Origin of the sequence: Devosia salina, assembly GCF_019504385.1 — a bacterium.
Classification (GTDB): domain Bacteria; phylum Pseudomonadota; class Alphaproteobacteria; order Rhizobiales; family Devosiaceae; genus Devosia; species Devosia salina.
On sequence record NZ_CP080590.1, the window covers coordinates 4,226,223 to 4,242,424 of the forward strand.

The window sequence follows — 16,202 nt, forward strand, 5'->3', positions numbered from 1 at the left end:
GCGGTCGATGCCGCCCGGAGGTTTCGCCATGACCGAAGAAGACATGCTGCTGCTCAAGCGGATCGTGCAGACGCCCGGAATTCTGGGTGGACGCCCGCGCGTGGACGGAACTCGCGTGGGTGTGTCTCATATTCTTGAGGCTCTGGCGGCTGGCGATACCGCTGACGAGATTGTCGAATCTCTGCCGTGGCTCACTCACGACGACATCAAGGCCGCACTGCTTTATGCGGCTCACAGCGCTGAAAGTGCCGCCATTCAGGCCGCTGAATAGTGCGCTTCTTGATTGATGCCCAACTCCCCACACACTTGGCCGCCCATCTATCGGCCAAAGGCTGTCCGGCAACGCATATCTTCGAGCACCTTGATCCGCAGGCCGCGGACGTTGAGATTGCCCGCCTCGCCAATGTGCTTGGATGCTGCGTGGTCAGCAAGGATGCGGACTTTGTCGCTTTGGTCGATCGCGGCCTGCTTGACCACACTCTGGTGCAGGTGCGTCTCCCCAATCTCAAAAAGCCTGAACTGCTCTTGAGGGTGGACCTAGCCTGGGATGACGTTGTATCGGCGGTGCGCCGCAAGGCCCGCATCGTCGAAATCCGCTAGGACCATGTAGTTGACCGACCACGAACTCCCCAAGACCCGCACCGGCGAACCGCGCGCCTTTTTCGGCCGCCGTTCGGGCAAGAAGCTGCATGGTGGGCAGAAGGCGCAGGTGGCCGAATTGTTGCCGCAGGTCGAGATCGTCCTGCCCGAGAGGCTGGACCCCAAGGCGCTCTTTCCCGATGCACGGAAAATCGTCATCGAGATCGGCTATGGCGGCGGCGAGCATCTGGCGCGCAAGGCCGCGGAGGAGCCGGAGACCGGCTTTGTCGGCTGCGAGGTCTTTACCGGCGGCATCGGCAAGATGGTGCAGGCGATCGAGGCGCGGGGGCTCACCAATGTCCGGCTCTATACCGATGATGCGCTGAAACTGCTGATGGCCTTGCCCGAGGCCTCGGTTGACGCGGTCTATCTGCTCTATCCCGATCCATGGCCCAAGACGCGGCACCACAAGCGGCGTTTCGTTTCGCCGACCACGCTCGATCAATTGGCGCGGGTGATCCGGCCCGGCGGGCAGTTCCATTTCGCCACCGATATCGAGGATTATGCCAACTGGACCCTGGCGCATATCGTGCGCGAACCGCGTTTCAGCTTCGAGCCGGAGGCCCCGGGCAGCTGGCATCAACCCTATCCCGGCTGGCAGCCGACCCGCTACGAGCAGAAGGCGCGGCGCGAGGGCCGGTTGATCAGTTTCTATTTCAGCTTCACCCGGCGCGGCGCGTAACCTCGCGGTCACTCTGAAAAAACTTTTGCCGGTCTCGTCTCTGGACCTTGGCGCGCAATGCCCCATATCGGGTGCTTAAGCGTCCCGGAGCCGTCTCATGCCAAACGCCCTGTCTGCCGCCGAGGCCGATGCCGACCTGCTGGTCCTGCGGCCGAGCAAGTGGACCCTGGTGGTGATTGTGCAATTGCGCGCTGGCACGATGCGGTTCAACGAGTTGCGCCGCAATATGGGCGGCGTGCCGCAGAAATCCCTGAGCCAGACCCTGAGGGAGCTGGAGCGCGACGGTTTCGTCACCCGCACCGCCTATGCCACCATTCCGCCGCGGGTGGACTACGACCTCACCGATCTGGGGCGGGAGCTTCTGGTGCTGGCCGAGCAGTTCCAGCATTTTGCCCTGCGCAATCGCCAGGCGGTGGAAGAGGCACGGCGGCTGTTCGACGCCACGACCGGCTGAACGCCGCCAGGCCGCGGTTCGGGCGCCGCCTTGGGGGCGGCGCCGGGCTTGGGGTCGATCAGAGATTGACCACTTCGAGCGTGGTGGGCTGCAGGAAGACCACGGCCTGCTTGCCGTCTTCGGTGGTGACCTGGGCCACGATATAGTCGCCCCATTCCTCGACGGAATCGGCATTGATGCCCTTGGCCTGGACCTGCGTCAGCACGTAGTCCGCATCGAAGTCGGAATCGGTGGTCGCGGTCAGCGAGCTGGCCATGGCAGGCAGGGCGGAACCGGCGAGAACGGCGGCGGTGGCGAAAGCGATAACAGTGTTCTTGATCATGGGAGGATGATCCTTTCTGGTTTGAACGAACCGGAAATGATCACCCGCCTTCGACCCTGCAAGCGGGCGAATTGCAGATTTTTGCCCTTGAAACCCGGGTTCGACCACCGACGGTTTGTCCAGGGAAATCAAGGGCTTTGAAGGAAACCCGGTTTCTTCCGGGAAACCAGCGCACACCCCGATGACCGGTCCCTGCAACCCTGTGGCGGGCCCGGCGGTTGATGCTGGAAAAGGAGCGCCGACATGCAGACCAGCGTCACTATTCTCGACACCATCCCCGTCACCCACAATGTCCGCCACTACCGGGTCGAGCGCCCCCGTGGCTATTCGTTCACCCCCGGCCAGGCGACCGAGGTCAGCATCGACCGGGAGGGCTGGCAGGACAAGAAGCGTCCGTTCACCTTCACCTGCCTGCCCGATGCCGAAACGCTCGAGTTCACCATCAAGAGCTATTTCGACCACAATGGCGTCACCAACGAACTCTGGTCGCTTGGCGCCGGCGACCGGCTGATCCTGCGCGATGTGTGGGGCACCATCCAGTACCGGGGTCCGGGGACCTTCATTGCCGGCGGGGCCGGGGTCACCCCCTTCATCGCCATCCTCAGGCACCTCAATGCCACCGGAAAGATCTCCGGCAACCGCCTGATCGTCTCCAACCGCACCGAAAAGGACATCATCCTGCGCGACGAGTTCGAGGCCATGGAGGGGCTGGAGGTGCTCTGGACGCTGACCGACGACCCCAAGTCATCGCTGCTCCAGGAGCGGATCGACAGGGGCTTCCTTGCGCGGCATGTCGAGGACCTCAAGCAGAACTTCTACCTTTGCGGGCCGGACCCCATGGTCAAGGACCTGCGCGGCCTGCTCGATGAGGCAGGGGCAGACGTGGCGAACGTCACCTGGGAGAAATAGTCCCCTCCCTTGCCTTTCACGGTTCGCGGGTCTATAGGAGGGCCAACATCATTGCTCTCTTACGAGGGTGGGTGCCCTGACCGGCCCCCGCTCTTTTTGTTATCTGGACCTTCATGGCTTTCGACCTGACCGAAAAGCGCTACATCAAGGAAACGGGCCTGGAAGCCCGCATCGCCCGTATTGTCGAGCCGGTGGCCAACGATCTGGGCTATTCCCTGGTGCGCATCAAGATCACTCCGGAAAACGGCTGCACCCTGCAGATCATGGCCGAGGACGAGAACGGGCGCTTCACCATCACCGACTGCGAGACCCTTTCCAAGGACCTCTCCCCGGTGCTGGACGTCGAGGACCCGATCGACCGCGAATACCACCTGGAAGTGTCCTCCCCCGGCATCGACCGCCCCTTGGTGCGCAAGCGCGACTATGAGCGCTTCATCGGCCACGAGGCCAAGGTCGAGCTTTCCGACATGATCAATGGCCGCAAGCGCTTCCGCGGCGACATTGCCGCCGTCGACGACCAGGGCGTGACCATCCACCTGCCCGACGCCCCCGGCGGCACCGACCCCGACCACAAGCTCGCCTTCGCCGATATCGCCGAAGCCAAGCTGGTCATGACCGACAAGCTCATGGATATGGCGCGCGCCGACCAGGAGCTGCATCCCATCGACGACGACGAGACCGAAACGGTCGAATATGCCGACGCCGACAATGACGAAACGATCTCCGAGGAGACCAAATAAATGGCCGTTAGCGCGAACCGCCTCGAGCTGTTGCAGATCGCCGATTCCGTCGCCCGCGAAAAGAATATCGACCGCATGGTCGTGATCGAGGCGATGCAGGACGCCATGGAAAAGGCCGCCAAGGGCCGCTATGGCGCCGAGACCGAGATCAAGGTCGAGATCAATCCGCGCTCGGGCGAAACCCGCATGTGGCGCCTGCTCGAGATCGTCGACGAGGTCGAGGAACCCTCCCGCCAGGTCAATCTCAAGCTCGCCCAGGTCAAGAACCCGACCGCCAAGGTCGGCGACTTCCTCACCGAGCCCCTGCCGCCCATGGAATTTGGCCGCATCGCCGCCCAGTCGGCCAAGCAGGTCATCGTCCAGAAGGTGCGTGACGCCGAGCGCGATCGCATGTTCGAGGAATATTCCGGCCGCGTCGGCGAGATCGTCAACGGCACCGTCAAGCGCGTCGAATACGGCAATGTGATCGTCGACCTGGGGCGTGGCGAAGCCATCATCCGTCGCGATGAATTGATCCCGCGCGAAATGTTCCGCTATGGCGACCGCGTCCGCGCCTATATCTACGACGTGCGCCGCGAGCAGCGCGGCCCGCAGATCTTCCTCTCGCGCACCCATCCGCAGTTCATGGCCAAGCTGTTCATGCAGGAAGTGCCGGAAATCTACGATGGCGTGATCACCATCCGCTCGATCGCCCGCGATCCGGGCTCGCGCGCCAAGATTGCCGTGACCAGCAATGACAGTTCGATCGATCCGGTCGGCGCCTGCGTGGGTATGCGCGGCAGCCGTGTGCAGGCCGTGGTGGCCGAGCTGCAGGGCGAAAAGATCGACATCATCCCCTGGACCGACAGCATTGCCGACCTCGTGGTTTCGGCGCTGCAGCCGGCCGACGTCGCCAAGGTGGTTCTCGACGAGCAGGCCGAGCGCATCGAGGTCGTGGTGCCCGACGAGCAGCTTTCGCTCGCCATCGGCCGCCGTGGCCAGAATGTGCGCCTCGCCAGCCAGCTCATCGGCTGGGATATCGACATCCTGACCGAGCAGGAAGAGAGCGAACGGCGCCAGAAGGAATTCACCGAACGCTCGACCCTGTTCATGCAGGCCCTTGACGTTGACGAGATGGTTGCCCAACTACTGGCTTCCGAAGGCTTCTCCTCGGTCGAGGAACTGGCCTATATCGAACCCAACGAAATTGCCTCGATCGAAGGGTTCGACGAGGAAACCGCGGCCGAAATCCAGAACCGCGCCGCTGAATACCTGGCCGAGATCGACGCCAAGTTCGACGAAGAGCGCAAGGCGCTCGGCGTCGAGGACGAGCTCTACGAGATCGCCGGCCTCAATGCCGCCATGCTGGTGGCGCTGGGCAAGGAAGATATCAAGACGGTCGAGGATTTCGCCGGCTGTGCCGCCGATGATCTGGTCGGCTGGACCGAACGCAAGGATGGTGAGACCAAGCGCTTTGACGGCACCTTCAAGGACTTCCCCGTGAGCCGCGAGGAAGCCGAGGACATGATCATGCAGGCCCGCATCCGGGCCGGCTGGATCAGTGCCGAGGACCTGCCCGCCGGCGATGACGGCGATGGCGAGGGCTATTCCGAGGAGGCGGCGGTCTAAGGACCGCCCCTTTCGGGAGCACCGGCTTATGGCCCGGAGCGCGGACATGGTTAGAACCTGTGCCTTGACCCGGCTCGAAAAGCCGGTCGAGGCGCTGGTGCGTTTCGTGCTTGGGCCCGATGGGTCTATCGTGCCCGATGTCGATGCGCGTGCCGAAGGGCGGGGCGTGTGGATTTCGCTCAGCCACGAGGCGGTGGCCGAGGCGGTGAAGAAAAAGGCGTTTGCGCGCAGCCTCAAGGCGCCGGTGACCGTGCCGCCCGACCTGGCGGACCTGACCCGGCTGCGGCTGGAACAGCGCCTGCTTTCGGCGCTGGGCATGGCCCGCAAGGCCGGCCAGTTCGTCACCGGCGCCACCAAGGTCAAGACCGTCCTGCAGTCCGGCCAGGCGCTGGCCCTGCTCACGGCGACCGATGCGGCCGAGGACGGCCGCAACAAGATGCTGGGGACTCTCAAGGCCCTCAACCATGCGCGCCGCGAGGCCGGGATAACCGGTCCGGACGTGCCGCATTTCGAATTGCTCTCAAGTGCGCAAATGGGTTTGGCACTTGGGCTGGAAAATGTGATACATGCAGCCCTGACGACCGGGGCAGCTGCCCAATCGGCGGTGGAGAAGGCCAGAAGACTGGCCCGATACACCGCCCCAGCGATGCAAGACCACACCGACCGCTCCGCGGCGTCCGGTGTGCTTTTGCCCGCGGAACAGGACGAAAGACGATAGGAAGTATGGCTGATAACGACGACAAGCGTTCCGACGACACTGGCGCCAAGAAGACTCTGACCCTCAAGGGTGGCGCCGGGCTGGGCAATCGCCCCGGCGGGATGTCGCGCGGGCCTTCGCGCTCGACCGTGGTCGTGGAAAAACGCACCCGCATCGTGCCCAAGCCCGCCGGCACCGCGCCGGCCGGTAGCGGCCGCCCGGGTGCACAGGGTGGCCGTCCGCAGGGACGCCCGATGCAGCAGCAGAACCGCGCGCCCCTGGGGCTGAGCGCGGCCGAAGCCGAGGCCCGCCGCCAGGCGCTGGCTCTGGCCGGTGCCCGCCAGGCCGAGGACAAGGAGCGCTTCGCTGCCGAGGAAGCGCGCCGCATCGAGGATGACAATCGCCGCCGGCAGATCCGCGAGGAAGCCGCCCGCGCCGAGGAAGAACGCCGCAGGGCCGAGGAGGCCCGCCAGGCCGAACAGGCCGCCGCGCCCCAGGCCGAGCCCGAGCAGTCGCCTGCACCGGCTCAGCGCGAGGAATTCGTGCCCGCCAGCCAGCGCAATCCCGGCCCCTCGACCGTGCGCACCGTGGCCGGTCGTCCCGGCCAGCCGCCGCGTCCGCAGCGGACCGAACGGCCCACGGGTCGCCCCGATGGCGAACGCGGCCCCGCCGGCGCCCGCCCGGCCGGCGAGCGTCGCCCGGCCGGTACGGCCGGTCGTCCCACGGGTGACCGTCGTCCTGGTTCGGGCATGGCCCCGATCGGCAATGTGCCGCCGGCCCCGCCCAGCGAAGCCGATGGCCGCAAGATCCGGACCGGCGCGCCCCAGCATCGCCCGACCACCGAGGCGGAACTGGAAAATGCCCGCCGCGCCTCGCGCGCCCAGCCCGAGCGCCCCACGCGCCGTGCCGATGACGGCTCTTCCCGCGGTCGCCTGACCGTTGCCAGCGCCACCACCGAGAACGATCGCGATCGGGGTCCCTCGCTGGCCGCCATGCGCCGTCGTCGCGACAAGAAGATGGGCCGCAACCAGCAGGATGCGCCCAAGCTGAGCCGCGAAGTGATCATTCCCGAAGTCATCACGGTGGGCGAACTGGCCAACCGCATGGCCGAGCGCTCGGTAACCGTCATCAAGATGCTGATGCAGCAGGGCGAAATGGCCAAGATCACCGACGTGATCGATGCCGACACCGCCGAGCTGATCGCCACCGAACTGGGCCATACGGTCAAGCGCGTGTCCGAATCCGACGTGGAAGAGGGCCTGTTCGACCTGCCGTCCGACGACAAGGCAGAGGACCTGGCCAACCGCGCCCCGGTCGTGACCATCATGGGTCACGTCGACCACGGCAAGACCAGCCTGCTCGACGCCATCCGCGAAGCCAATGTCGTCAGTGGCGAAGCCGGCGGCATCACCCAGCATATCGGCGCCTATCAGGTCGAAAAGAACGGCAACAAGATCACCTTCCTCGACACCCCGGGCCACGAGGCGTTCACCGCCATGCGTGCCCGCGGCGCCCAGGCGACCGATATCGCGGTTCTGGTGGTGGCGGCCGATGACGGCGTCATGCCGCAGACCATCGAATCCATCAAGCATGCCAAGGCGGCCGGTGTTCCGATCATCGTGGCCATCAACAAGATGGATAAGCCGGAAGCCAATCCGCAGCGCGTCCGCACCGAACTGCTGCAGCACGAAGTCTTCGTGGAATCCATGGGCGGCGACGTCTTGGACGTGGAAGTGTCGGCCAAGACCCAGGCGGGTCTGGACAAGCTGCTCGAAACCATCCTGCTGCAGGCCGAAGTGCTCGAGCTCAAGGCGCCCCATGACGGCCGCGCCGAGGGCCTCGTCATCGAAGCCAAGCTCGACAAGGGCCGCGGCGCCGTGGCCACCGTGCTGGTACAGCGCGGGACGCTCAAGGTCGGCGACATCGTGGTGGCCGGGACCGAAATGGCCCGCGTCCGCGCGCTGATCAACGACCAGGGCGACCAGGTCAAGGAAGCCGGCCCCTCCGTGCCGGTGGAAGTGCTGGGCTTTTCGGGCGTGCCGAGCGCCGGCGACCGCTTCTCGGTCGTCGAAAGCGAAGCCCGTGCCCGCGAAGTGACCGAATATCGTCAGCGCGCCATCCGCGAAAAGACCGCTGGCGGCGGTGCCACCAGCCTCGAGCAGATGATGAACCAGCTCAAGGCCTCGGGCATCTCCAAGTTCCCGCTGGTCATCAAGGGCGACGTGCAGGGTTCGGTGGAAGCCATCGTGGCTTCGCTCAACAAGCTCTCGACCGACGAGGTTTCGGCCCAGATCCTGATGAGCGGCGTGGGCGGCATCACCGAAAGCGATGTCACCCTGGCCTCGGCTTCGAACGCCATCATCATCGGCTTCAATGTCCGCGCCAACAAGCAGGCGCAGGACCTGGCCACCCGCGACGGCATCGAAATCCGCTACTACAACATCATCTACGACCTCGTGGATGACGTGAAGAGCGCCATGTCGGGCCTGCTCGCGCCGGAACGCCGCGAAACCTTCATCGGCTACGCCAAGATCCTGGAAGTCTTCCAGATCACCAAGGTGGGCAAGGTTGCCGGCTGTCAGGTCACCGAAGGCATCGTGGAACGCGGTGCCGGCGTGCGCCTGCTGCGCGACGACGTGGTCATCCACGAAGGCAAGCTCAAGACGCTCAAGCGCTTCAAGGACGAAGTCAAGGAAGTGGCCGTCGGCCAGGAATGCGGCATGGCCTTCGAGAATTACGAAGACATCCGCGCCGGCGACGTCATCGAATGCTTCCGCGTCGAGACCGTGCAGCGCTCGCTGTAAGGCTTTCGCCAGTCAGAAAATTGAAGAGGGCGCGGCGCAGGTCGCGCCCTTTTTGTTTCGAACAATGCAACGCCCGGACTTTCCGCTCCTGTCCACCATTATGGACAACGACCGAGGGAGGGGCATGGCCACAGACTGCGGCGGCGGTCCGGGCTCAGATCCATATCCGGGCTCAGCCGACCAGCCGACCGATCCGCGCCAGGACAGTCTCCGGCGATCCCGTCGCGTCCACTTGTTCGCCGAAAGCCGGATCGGCATGGGCGGAAACGCATTCGGCTGACCGCCGCCACTCGAATTCGTTGAGCGCCCGGCCTTCCCGCGCGACCCGCTCCCCCAGCCGCGCCCGCACCACTTCCAGCGGCGCGACCAGGCAGATGCGCCGGACCGGTGCGGTCTCCTCAAGCGCCGCGGCAAAGGCCCTGAGATAGGCAAGATTGGTAAAGGCCATGGGCACGATGACCGTTTCGGCGCGCAGATGCGCCAGCCGGGCCTGGGTGACGATCAGGCGGCGCCACAGCGCCATATCCTGATAGTCGCCGAGCTGTTGCCTGAGACCCAGCATCCAGGCCGGCAGGCGCCGCAGCACATAGCCCACCTGTTCCGGATCGGAAATGGCCGCATCCCTCAGCTGCCGCGCGAGCAATCTGGCCGTGGTCGTCTTGCCGACCCCGAAGGACCCGTTGAGTAGAATGAACATGCCTCCCCCTGCGCGTCTCTGCCGCAGTCTTGGCGCTCAATTTGGCAAACAAAAGGCCCGCCTCTTGCGAAGCGGGCCTTGGTGTTGCTGGAAGCGGGTGACTACGGTGGGGGTCCGCCGCCAGCAATTCGTGAATCTGTTACCCGGGCAGGGGCCTGCCCGGCATTGCGATCAGGCCGCGGGAGCAAAGCCCGGCGTGGCCACGAGACCCGGCGCGGCATTGATCACCGTCACGCGCGTGCCCACAGGCACGCGGGCATAGAGATCGATAATGTCCTGGTTCATCAGGCGAATGCAGCCCGAGGACACATTGGTGCCGATCGTATAGGGCTCGGTGGTGCCATGGATTCGGAACAGCGTATCGCGACCATCCTTGTAGAGATAGAGCGCCCGAGGACCAAGCGGATTTTGCGGGCCGGGCTCCATGCCATCGGCATAGGGGCCGTAGCGGTCCGGCTCGCGCTCGATCATCGAGCGGGTCGGGGTCCAGCGCGGCCAGGTCGCCTTGCGGCCGATCGTGGCATTGCCGCGGAACACCAGCGCCTCGTCCTTGCCCACGCCGATGCCGTAGCGCAGGGCACGGTTGTTCTCCATGACGAGGTAGAGATAGTGCGCCGGGGTATCGACCACCAGCGTGCCGGGCCGCTCGGAGGTGAAATAGGGCACTTCCTGGCGCCACCATTTGGGATCGACGCGCCGCAGATCCATGGCGGCCACCATATAGGGCTCGCCCGTGACCGGACCATACATCCGCTGGTAATAGGGATCGATCATGGGTTCCTGCACCACGGGCTGGCGGGTGGTGGAACAGGCCGAAAGCGCGGTGGCCGAAAGGCCGAGCAGGAACAGGCGGCGGGAAATCACAGGCAACAACCTCTGGCAAACGGGGAGACGGGCAGACGCCAATTTGCGTCACGCCATTGAGTAACGTTTCGTGGCCTTAACGTGGCCTGAATGGGGCGGTTCCTCGCCGCAATGTGATGCGCGGACAGGTGTTGCGGTTTGGCAACGCCCCGGGGACCGGCGACGCCGGTCCTCGGGTCTTCGAAGCCGCCTCAGCGCGCCTTTGCGTTCTCGACCCGCAGCAGCTGATGGATGACCGACCCGCTTGCCGGGGGGCCTTCTGGCACCAGCTTAACCCGCTCTCCGGCAAATGCCGGCGTGCCGCCCCCGAGCAGGATCGGCACGATGTGCAGCCTGATGAGGTCGACCTGTCCGGCGCGCAGCAATTGCCGGGCAACGCTGGCGCCCAGGATATTGATATTGTCCTCGCCCGCCATGTCCCTGGCGCCTCCCGCAGCCTGCTCAAGCGCCCCGAAAAAGAACGTGCCGCCATTGTCGCCTGCCAGCGCGGCGCGGGGGCGGTTGGTGATGACGAAACAGTCAATGCCGGCCCAGGGCGTGCCGCCCCAGATGGTGAGGGCCAGGTCGAAGGTGTGCCGGCCAATGATCGTGGCGCCGAGATCGGCGTTCACCGCGTCCAGAACTGCCCGGTCCGTGGCGCCACCGGGTCCCTCGCCGGCCATCCAGCTATGGAGGGCCTCGCCCCCGTCACCCATGGGGGCCTCAGGGCGCACATTGGGACCGGTCGTGAACCCATCCAGCGACATGGAGACGTCCCATATGATCCGTGCCATGCCAGTCCTCCGCGTCCGATGTTCTTATCAGATGACGGAACACCGGCGGCCAGTTCGACAGGGCGCGCAAAAAAGAGGCCCGGATCGCTCCGGGCCTCTGCAGTTCTTTGCGGGGAAGACGGCGCCTTACTCGGCCGCGTCGTCCTTGGCTTCCCGGGCAATCTCCTTGCCGGTCTCCTGGTCGACGACCTTCATCGACAGGCGGACCTTGCCGCGCTCGTCAAAGCCGAGCAGCTTGACCCAGACCTTGTCGCCTTCCTTGACCACGTCGGTGGTCTTGGCAACGCGCTGGTCTGCCAGCTGGCTGATGTGCACGAGGCCATCCTTGGCGCCGAAGAAGTTGACGAAGGCGCCGAAATCGGCGGTCTTGACCACGGTGCCCTGATAGATCGCGTTGACTTCCGGCTCGTCGGTGATCGAGCGGATCCACTTGATGGCGGCTTCGATCTGCGAGCCGTCCGAGGACGAGACCTTGACGGTGCCGTCATCCTCGATGTTCACCTTGGCGCCGGTCTTTTCCACGATTTCGCGGATGACCTTGCCGCCGGTGCCGATCACTTCGCGGATCTTGTCGGTCGGGATCTTGAGGGTCTCGATGCGCGGGGCGAACTCGCCCACTTCGCCACGCGAGGCCGACAGCGCCTTGGCCATTTCACCCAGAATGTGGATGCGGCCGTCCTTGGCCTGGGCCAGGGCCTGCTTCATGATCTCTTCGGTGATACCGGCGATCTTGATGTCCATCTGGAGCGAGGTCACGCCCTCTTCCGTACCGGCCACCTTGAAGTCCATGTCACCGAGGTGATCTTCGTCACCCAGGATGTCCGAAAGAACGGCGAACTTCTCGCCTTCCAGGATCAGGCCCATGGCGATACCGGCCACCGGCTTCTTCATCGGCACGCCGGCATCCATCAGCGCCAGCGAAGTGCCGCAGACGGTTGCCATCGAGCTCGAGCCATTGGATTCGGTGATCTCGGAGACCACGCGGATCGTGTAGGGGAACTCTTCCATCGAAGGACGGATCGGGTTGATGGCGCGCCAGGCGAGCTTGCCATGGCCGATTTCACGGCGGCCGGGCGAACCCATGCGGCCCGCTTCACCCACCGAATAGGGCGGGAAGTTGTAATGCAGCAGGAAGTTTTCCTTCTTGGTGCCTTCCAGCGAGTCGATGAACTGCTCGTCTTCGGCGGTACCGAGGGTGGCCACCACCAGCGCCTGGGTCTCGCCGCGGGTGAACACAGCCGAACCATGGGTGCGCGGCAGGACGCCGACTTCGGCCAGGATCGGGCGGACGGTCTTGAGATCACGGCCGTCGATGCGGCTGCCGGTGTCCAGGATGTTCCAGCGCACGATCTTGGCCTGGAGGTTGTGTACCACCTCGCCCAGGTCTTCCTTGGAGACTTCGCCGGCTTCGATCTTGGCAGCGTAGGCTTCCTTGACCTTGGCATTGGTAGCGTCGACGGCAGCGTAGCGGGCGGCCTTGTCGGTCAGCTTGTAGGCAGCGCGCAGGTCGGCCTCGGCAATGGCGAGGACTTCCTTTTCGAGCTCGGAATAGTCCGGGGCGGTGAAGTCGCGCGGTTCCTTGGCGGCCAGCTCGGCCAGCTTGATGATGGCCTCGATCACCTGGGCCGAAGCCTTGTGACCGAACATCACGGCGCCCAGCATCACCTCTTCGGACAGCTCCTTGGCTTCCGATTCCACCATCAGCACGGCGTCCTGCGTGCCGGCCATGACGAGGTCGAGCTTGCTGTCGGCGCGGCGGTCGACCGGCAGGTTGAGCACGTATTCGCCATCGACATAGCCCACGCGGGCGGCGCCGATCGGGCCCATGAAGGGCACGCCCGAAATGGTCAGCGCAGCCGAGGCGGCGACCATGGCGAGGACGTCCGGATTGTTCTCCATGTCATGCTGGAGAACGGTGACGATGACCTGGGTCTCGTTCTTGTAGCCATCGGGGAAGAGCGGACGGATCGGACGGTCGATCAGGCGGCTGGTCAGCGTCTCGTTTTCGGTCGGACGGCCTTCGCGCTTGAAATAGCCGCCCGGGATCTTGCCGGCGGCGAAGTATTTTTCCTGGTAGTTGACGGTCAGCGGGAAGAAGTCCTGGCCCGGCTTGGGCGACTTGGCGCTGACAACGGTGGCGAGCACGACGGTTTCGCCCAGGGTGGCGAGCACGGCGCCATCGGCCTGGCGGGCCATCTTGCCGGTCTCGAGCGTCAGGGGCTGGCCGCCCCAGTTGAGCTCGACCTTATGGTGATCAAACTTGATCGACATTTCTTGTTTCGTCTTTCCATTCTGCCGGAAGCGCGGGAACGCGGGGCTTAGGCTAACGCCCCACGAACGTTTCCGGTGTGCCCGCACTCGGCAAACGCACCCTATGTGCGCGCCGGGCTCAAAATCAGGCACGGGTTCATGTCTGGCACAGACAGAACATGGACAAGACAATGAGCCTCTCCAGCGGCGGAAGAGGCCGATAATCCTGCCATGCCCCGGCGGCGCCGGCCTATGGCACCGGTCCTCGGGACCGGCGGGCCCATAAAGGGCAACCGGCGCGGAAGGCTTGCCTCCCGCGCCGGAAACGTCTCGCCTTAGCGACGCAGACCGAGCTTTTCGATCAGCGTCTTGTAGCGGTTCTCGTCCACCTTCTTGAGGTAGTCGAGCAGCGACCGACGGGTCGAAACCAGCTTCAGCAGGCCACGGCGGGAATGGTTATCCTTGTTGTGGCCCTTGAAGTGCTCGGTGAGGTTGGCAATGCGCTCGGACAGGATCGCAACCTGGACCTCCGGCGAACCGGTATCATTGGCCGTGGTGGCGTATTCCTTGATGAGCTGGGTCTTGCGTTCCGCAGTAATCGACATCGGGCATATCCTTTCGAAATTGAGGATGTTGGCCGCCCCAGCCGGGATGTCGTCCAGGTGGGGCCGTGTAAAGGCAGGCTCGAGGCACAGGGCCCGGAAACCGGCTGGCGCTGCTATAGGGCAATCGAGGGCGAAATGCCAGAATTTATTGGCTGGAGGCCGGCTCGTCCGGACGGGCCGCGGCAAAATCCGGATCGAGCGCCGAGAGCGGCACCTCGAACAGCCATTCCACCCCGTCCTCATGGGTCACCCGGTCGACCTGGGCGCCCAGCGCGCCGCCCACCATGGTGCGCAGCACGATGGTGCCGAAGCCCGAGCGCTCGCCCACCACCAGGGGCCGGCCCAGATGCTCGCGCCAGCGCATGGACAGCGCCTCCGGCCCGGCCTGCCAGCGGAGCTCGAGCCGTCCTTCGGCCTCGGCAAAGGCGCCATAGCGGGTGGCATTGGTGGCCAGTTCATGCAGCGCCATGCCCAGGATCTGCGCCCCTTGCGGGTTGACGCGCAGATCCGGCCCCGAAATGGTCACGCGATCGGCTTCGGGCGGGCGGAAGGGCGCGAGTTGCTGGTTGACCAGCTCGCCCAGCATGACGCCGGCGCGGCCATGGGCCAGCAGCAGGTCCGTGGAGCGCGCCAGCCCCATGATGCGGCGCTCCAGCGCCGAGACATAGCTGGAAATATCGGTGGCGCCCCGCGCCGTCTGCTTGGCCATGGCAGCAATCACCGCCATCTGGTTCTTCGAGCGATGGGCCAGTTCGCGCATCAGGAACCGGATGTCGCGGTCGGCAATCTGCCTTTGCTCGGAGGCTTCGGCGAGAGCCCGCGAGACTTCCGCGATTTCCGCGATCGGATAGCTTCGGGGATAGACCGCTTCGCCGCGCCCGAGCCGGATTGCATCCATCTGCAGGCCCTTGACCGAGCCGCCGATGCGCCTGGCGATCATGGCCGCGACTGCGGAGGCGAGCAGCGCGATTACCAGGCCCCAGACCCCCAGCTTGACCACCGATTCCTGCAAGGGCTTCTGCACCTGGGCCGCCGAGGCCCAGGCGATGATGCGCCAGCCGGTATAGCCCGAGCGCCATTCGGCCGTCACCACCGGCTCCCTATTGAGTTCTTCCTCAACCCACACATCGCCCGGCACATCCGTGCTTGCCTGCCGGATCGGCAGGATGTCGCCGATGTCGAGGGCCGCGTCGCTGGTTGCGGCGATGATGGCGTTGTGGCTGTCCACGAGCGCGGCGTGCCAGCCCTCCGGCAATTGCCGCGATTGCAGCGATGGCACCAGATTGCGCGCGTTCTGCGTCATGGTGACCAGCTTGACCCGGCCGGCATCGCTCACCGGAAGCCAGACATTGAACACATAGGCCTGCGCGACCTGACCGAAGAACAGGGGTGAAATGGTCGCCACGCCCCGCTCCAGGGCGCGCGCCGCCGTCTCGGCATCCGAGCTGACGTCCAGCGGCGTGCCGAATGCCACGCGGGTGTTGAGCAATTGCGTGTAAGTCTCGTCTACCGCAATCAGATAGGATCCGGTTCCCGCCAGCGCGCTGAGGGCGCGGTCGTGAAACGAAGCGAGATCGCCATCCAGCAGCGACTGGCTCGTGGACAGCACCCTCAAGGTGGTGGCCATGCCGGCGATTTCCCGATCGACGGAGTGGCCCATGGCCTGCACTGTCGTATTGGTCAGGGCCGCCAGCACCTTTTGCTGGGCCGCACTGGTGCTGTTGAGCAGCACCAATGCCGCGATCAGCGCGGGAATGAGAATGACGAGCACCAGCGCGATCAGATAGACCGCAATGGGCCTGCCGCGCCGCAGCGGTGCTTGTGCCCCCCTCGGGACATCAGACTCCACCATTTGCCCCAGCTTTCCTTCTGGGCCGCTGCGTCAACTGCGGCCTTATACTCAATACTTGGCGCTGGAATCGCTGGCCGGGAAGCTTTCGTCCACCGCTTCGTCGGTTTCGTCCCAGTTGTCGGGCTTGTCCTTCATGCTGTCCGGCCCTGAATTGCGGACCTGGACGGGTGAATCCTTGGGGCCGGGCTTGCGCCCGTTGCGCAGTGCCGCTGCATCGTCCGAATTGCTGTGCTTTTTGCTCATGGGCTTGCCATCCTGTGAACTTGTACAACACACGAGAGGCAAGCGGGTTGCAGGGGCATGGAA

General features: G+C 64.9%; 17 protein-coding genes. 9 read left to right on the forward strand and 8 right to left on the reverse strand.

All coding sequences use genetic code 11. The annotated features are described in order from the left end of the window. Positions 1-28 precede the first annotated feature (28 nt). The 4 genes from K1X15_RS20800 to K1X15_RS20815 all read left to right on the forward strand — a co-directional run bounded on the left by K1X15_RS20800 (position 29) and on the right by K1X15_RS20815 (position 1,775). A complete protein-coding gene (locus tag K1X15_RS20800; protein ID WP_220305427.1) occupies positions 29-271 on the forward strand; it encodes a DUF433 domain-containing protein in 243 nt (80 codons plus the stop codon). Next, the gene (locus tag K1X15_RS20805; RefSeq protein WP_220305428.1) at positions 271-600 is read left to right on the forward strand and encodes a DUF5615 family PIN-like protein; all 330 of its coding nucleotides are present in this window, start codon (positions 271-273) and stop codon (positions 598-600) included. Before K1X15_RS20800 ends, K1X15_RS20805 begins: the two co-directional genes overlap by 1 nt. Positions 601-610: 10 nt before the next feature. Beyond that, the gene (gene trmB / locus K1X15_RS20810; RefSeq protein ID WP_220305429.1) at positions 611-1,321 is read left to right on the forward strand and encodes a tRNA (guanosine(46)-N7)-methyltransferase TrmB; all 711 of its coding nucleotides are present in this window, start codon (positions 611-613) and stop codon (positions 1,319-1,321) included. Positions 1,322-1,418: 97 nt separating this feature from the next. Further along, positions 1,419-1,775 (forward strand): winged helix-turn-helix transcriptional regulator, encoded by a 357-nt coding sequence (locus K1X15_RS20815; RefSeq protein WP_220305430.1) that lies wholly within the window; start codon positions 1,419-1,421, stop codon positions 1,773-1,775. A gap of 58 nt (positions 1,776-1,833) precedes the next feature. On the opposite strand, the gene K1X15_RS20820 is transcribed toward K1X15_RS20815, so the two are convergent. Beyond that, entirely contained in the window at positions 1,834-2,097 is a 264-nt protein-coding gene (locus K1X15_RS20820; protein ID WP_220305431.1) for a PepSY domain-containing protein, read from the reverse strand. A 243-nt stretch (positions 2,098-2,340) separates the two neighbouring features. Here K1X15_RS20820 and K1X15_RS20825 point away from each other — a divergent pair, with 243 nt between their 5' ends. From K1X15_RS20825 to infB, 5 genes are all read left to right on the forward strand, one after another. Then, positions 2,341-3,006 carry a ferredoxin reductase domain-containing protein gene (locus K1X15_RS20825; RefSeq protein WP_220305432.1) on the forward strand — a complete coding sequence of 222 codons (666 nt, stop codon included), beginning with the start codon at positions 2,341-2,343 and terminating at the stop codon, positions 3,004-3,006. A gap of 113 nt (positions 3,007-3,119) precedes the next feature. Then, positions 3,120-3,746 carry a ribosome maturation factor RimP gene (gene rimP / locus K1X15_RS20830; RefSeq protein WP_220305433.1) on the forward strand — a complete coding sequence of 209 codons (627 nt, stop codon included), beginning with the start codon at positions 3,120-3,122 and terminating at the stop codon, positions 3,744-3,746. Next, a complete protein-coding gene (nusA, locus tag K1X15_RS20835) occupies positions 3,747-5,354 on the forward strand; it encodes a transcription termination factor NusA (RefSeq protein ID WP_220305434.1) in 1,608 nt (535 codons plus the stop codon). Between the two features lie 28 nt (positions 5,355-5,382). After that, on the forward strand, positions 5,383-6,072 hold the full coding sequence (locus K1X15_RS20840) for an RNA-binding protein (RefSeq protein ID WP_276315284.1): 690 nt from the start codon (positions 5,383-5,385) through the stop codon (positions 6,070-6,072). 5 nt (positions 6,073-6,077) lie between these two features. Further along, on the forward strand, positions 6,078-8,855 hold the full coding sequence (gene infB, locus K1X15_RS20845) for a translation initiation factor IF-2 (RefSeq protein ID WP_220305436.1): 2,778 nt from the start codon (positions 6,078-6,080) through the stop codon (positions 8,853-8,855). Between the two features lie 172 nt (positions 8,856-9,027). Here infB and K1X15_RS20850 read toward each other — a convergent pair whose 3' ends face one another. The 7 genes from K1X15_RS20850 to K1X15_RS20880 form a co-directional block, all read right to left on the reverse strand. Continuing rightward, on the reverse strand, positions 9,028-9,552 hold the full coding sequence (locus K1X15_RS20850; RefSeq protein WP_220305437.1) for an AAA family ATPase: 525 nt from the start codon (positions 9,550-9,552) through the stop codon (positions 9,028-9,030). A gap of 171 nt (positions 9,553-9,723) precedes the next feature. Then, positions 9,724-10,416, reverse strand: a complete 693-nt coding sequence (locus tag K1X15_RS20855; RefSeq protein ID WP_420828384.1) for a L,D-transpeptidase — start codon at positions 10,414-10,416, stop codon at positions 9,724-9,726. A 191-nt stretch (positions 10,417-10,607) separates the two neighbouring features. Continuing rightward, positions 10,608-11,189 carry a dihydrofolate reductase family protein gene (locus K1X15_RS20860; RefSeq protein ID WP_220305438.1) on the reverse strand — a complete coding sequence of 194 codons (582 nt, stop codon included), beginning with the start codon at positions 11,187-11,189 and terminating at the stop codon, positions 10,608-10,610. 126 nt (positions 11,190-11,315) lie between these two features. Continuing rightward, the gene (gene pnp, locus K1X15_RS20865) at positions 11,316-13,460 is read right to left on the reverse strand and encodes a polyribonucleotide nucleotidyltransferase (protein WP_220305439.1); all 2,145 of its coding nucleotides are present in this window, start codon (positions 13,458-13,460) and stop codon (positions 11,316-11,318) included. Between the two features lie 314 nt (positions 13,461-13,774). Further along, on the reverse strand, positions 13,775-14,044 hold the full coding sequence (rpsO, locus tag K1X15_RS20870; protein ID WP_220305440.1) for a 30S ribosomal protein S15: 270 nt from the start codon (positions 14,042-14,044) through the stop codon (positions 13,775-13,777). A gap of 145 nt (positions 14,045-14,189) precedes the next feature. Continuing rightward, the gene (locus K1X15_RS20875) at positions 14,190-15,896 is read right to left on the reverse strand and encodes a sensor histidine kinase (protein ID WP_220305441.1); all 1,707 of its coding nucleotides are present in this window, start codon (positions 15,894-15,896) and stop codon (positions 14,190-14,192) included. 48 nt (positions 15,897-15,944) lie between these two features. Then, on the reverse strand, positions 15,945-16,139 hold the full coding sequence (locus K1X15_RS20880) for a hypothetical protein (protein ID WP_220305442.1): 195 nt from the start codon (positions 16,137-16,139) through the stop codon (positions 15,945-15,947). Positions 16,140-16,202 lie beyond the last annotated feature (63 nt).

Bases quoted from the DNA above. Each gene is read 5' to 3' on its own strand.
- K1X15_RS20800 (WP_220305427.1), top strand. From the start codon at position 29: ATGACCGAAGAAGACATGCTGCTGCTCAAGCGGATCGTGCAGACGCCC.
- K1X15_RS20815 (WP_220305430.1), top strand. From the start codon at position 1,419: ATGCCAAACGCCCTGTCTGCCGCCGAGGCCGATGCCGACCTGCTGGTC.
- K1X15_RS20820 (WP_220305431.1), bottom strand. From the start codon at position 2,097: ATGATCAAGAACACTGTTATCGCTTTCGCCACCGCCGCCGTTCTCGCC.
- K1X15_RS20825 (WP_220305432.1), top strand. From the start codon at position 2,341: ATGCAGACCAGCGTCACTATTCTCGACACCATCCCCGTCACCCACAAT.
- rimP (WP_220305433.1), top strand. From the start codon at position 3,120: ATGGCTTTCGACCTGACCGAAAAGCGCTACATCAAGGAAACGGGCCTG.
- nusA (WP_220305434.1), top strand. From the start codon at position 3,747: ATGGCCGTTAGCGCGAACCGCCTCGAGCTGTTGCAGATCGCCGATTCC.
- K1X15_RS20840 (WP_276315284.1), top strand. From the start codon at position 5,383: ATGGCCCGGAGCGCGGACATGGTTAGAACCTGTGCCTTGACCCGGCTC.
- infB (WP_220305436.1), top strand. From the start codon at position 6,078: ATGGCTGATAACGACGACAAGCGTTCCGACGACACTGGCGCCAAGAAG.
- K1X15_RS20850 (WP_220305437.1), bottom strand. From the start codon at position 9,552: ATGTTCATTCTACTCAACGGGTCCTTCGGGGTCGGCAAGACGACCACG.
- K1X15_RS20860 (WP_220305438.1), bottom strand. From the start codon at position 11,189: ATGGCACGGATCATATGGGACGTCTCCATGTCGCTGGATGGGTTCACG.
- pnp (WP_220305439.1), bottom strand. From the start codon at position 13,460: ATGTCGATCAAGTTTGATCACCATAAGGTCGAGCTCAACTGGGGCGGC.
- rpsO (WP_220305440.1), bottom strand. From the start codon at position 14,044: ATGTCGATTACTGCGGAACGCAAGACCCAGCTCATCAAGGAATACGCC.
- K1X15_RS20875 (WP_220305441.1), bottom strand. From the start codon at position 15,896: ATGGTGGAGTCTGATGTCCCGAGGGGGGCACAAGCACCGCTGCGGCGC.
- K1X15_RS20880 (WP_220305442.1), bottom strand. From the start codon at position 16,139: ATGAGCAAAAAGCACAGCAATTCGGACGATGCAGCGGCACTGCGCAAC.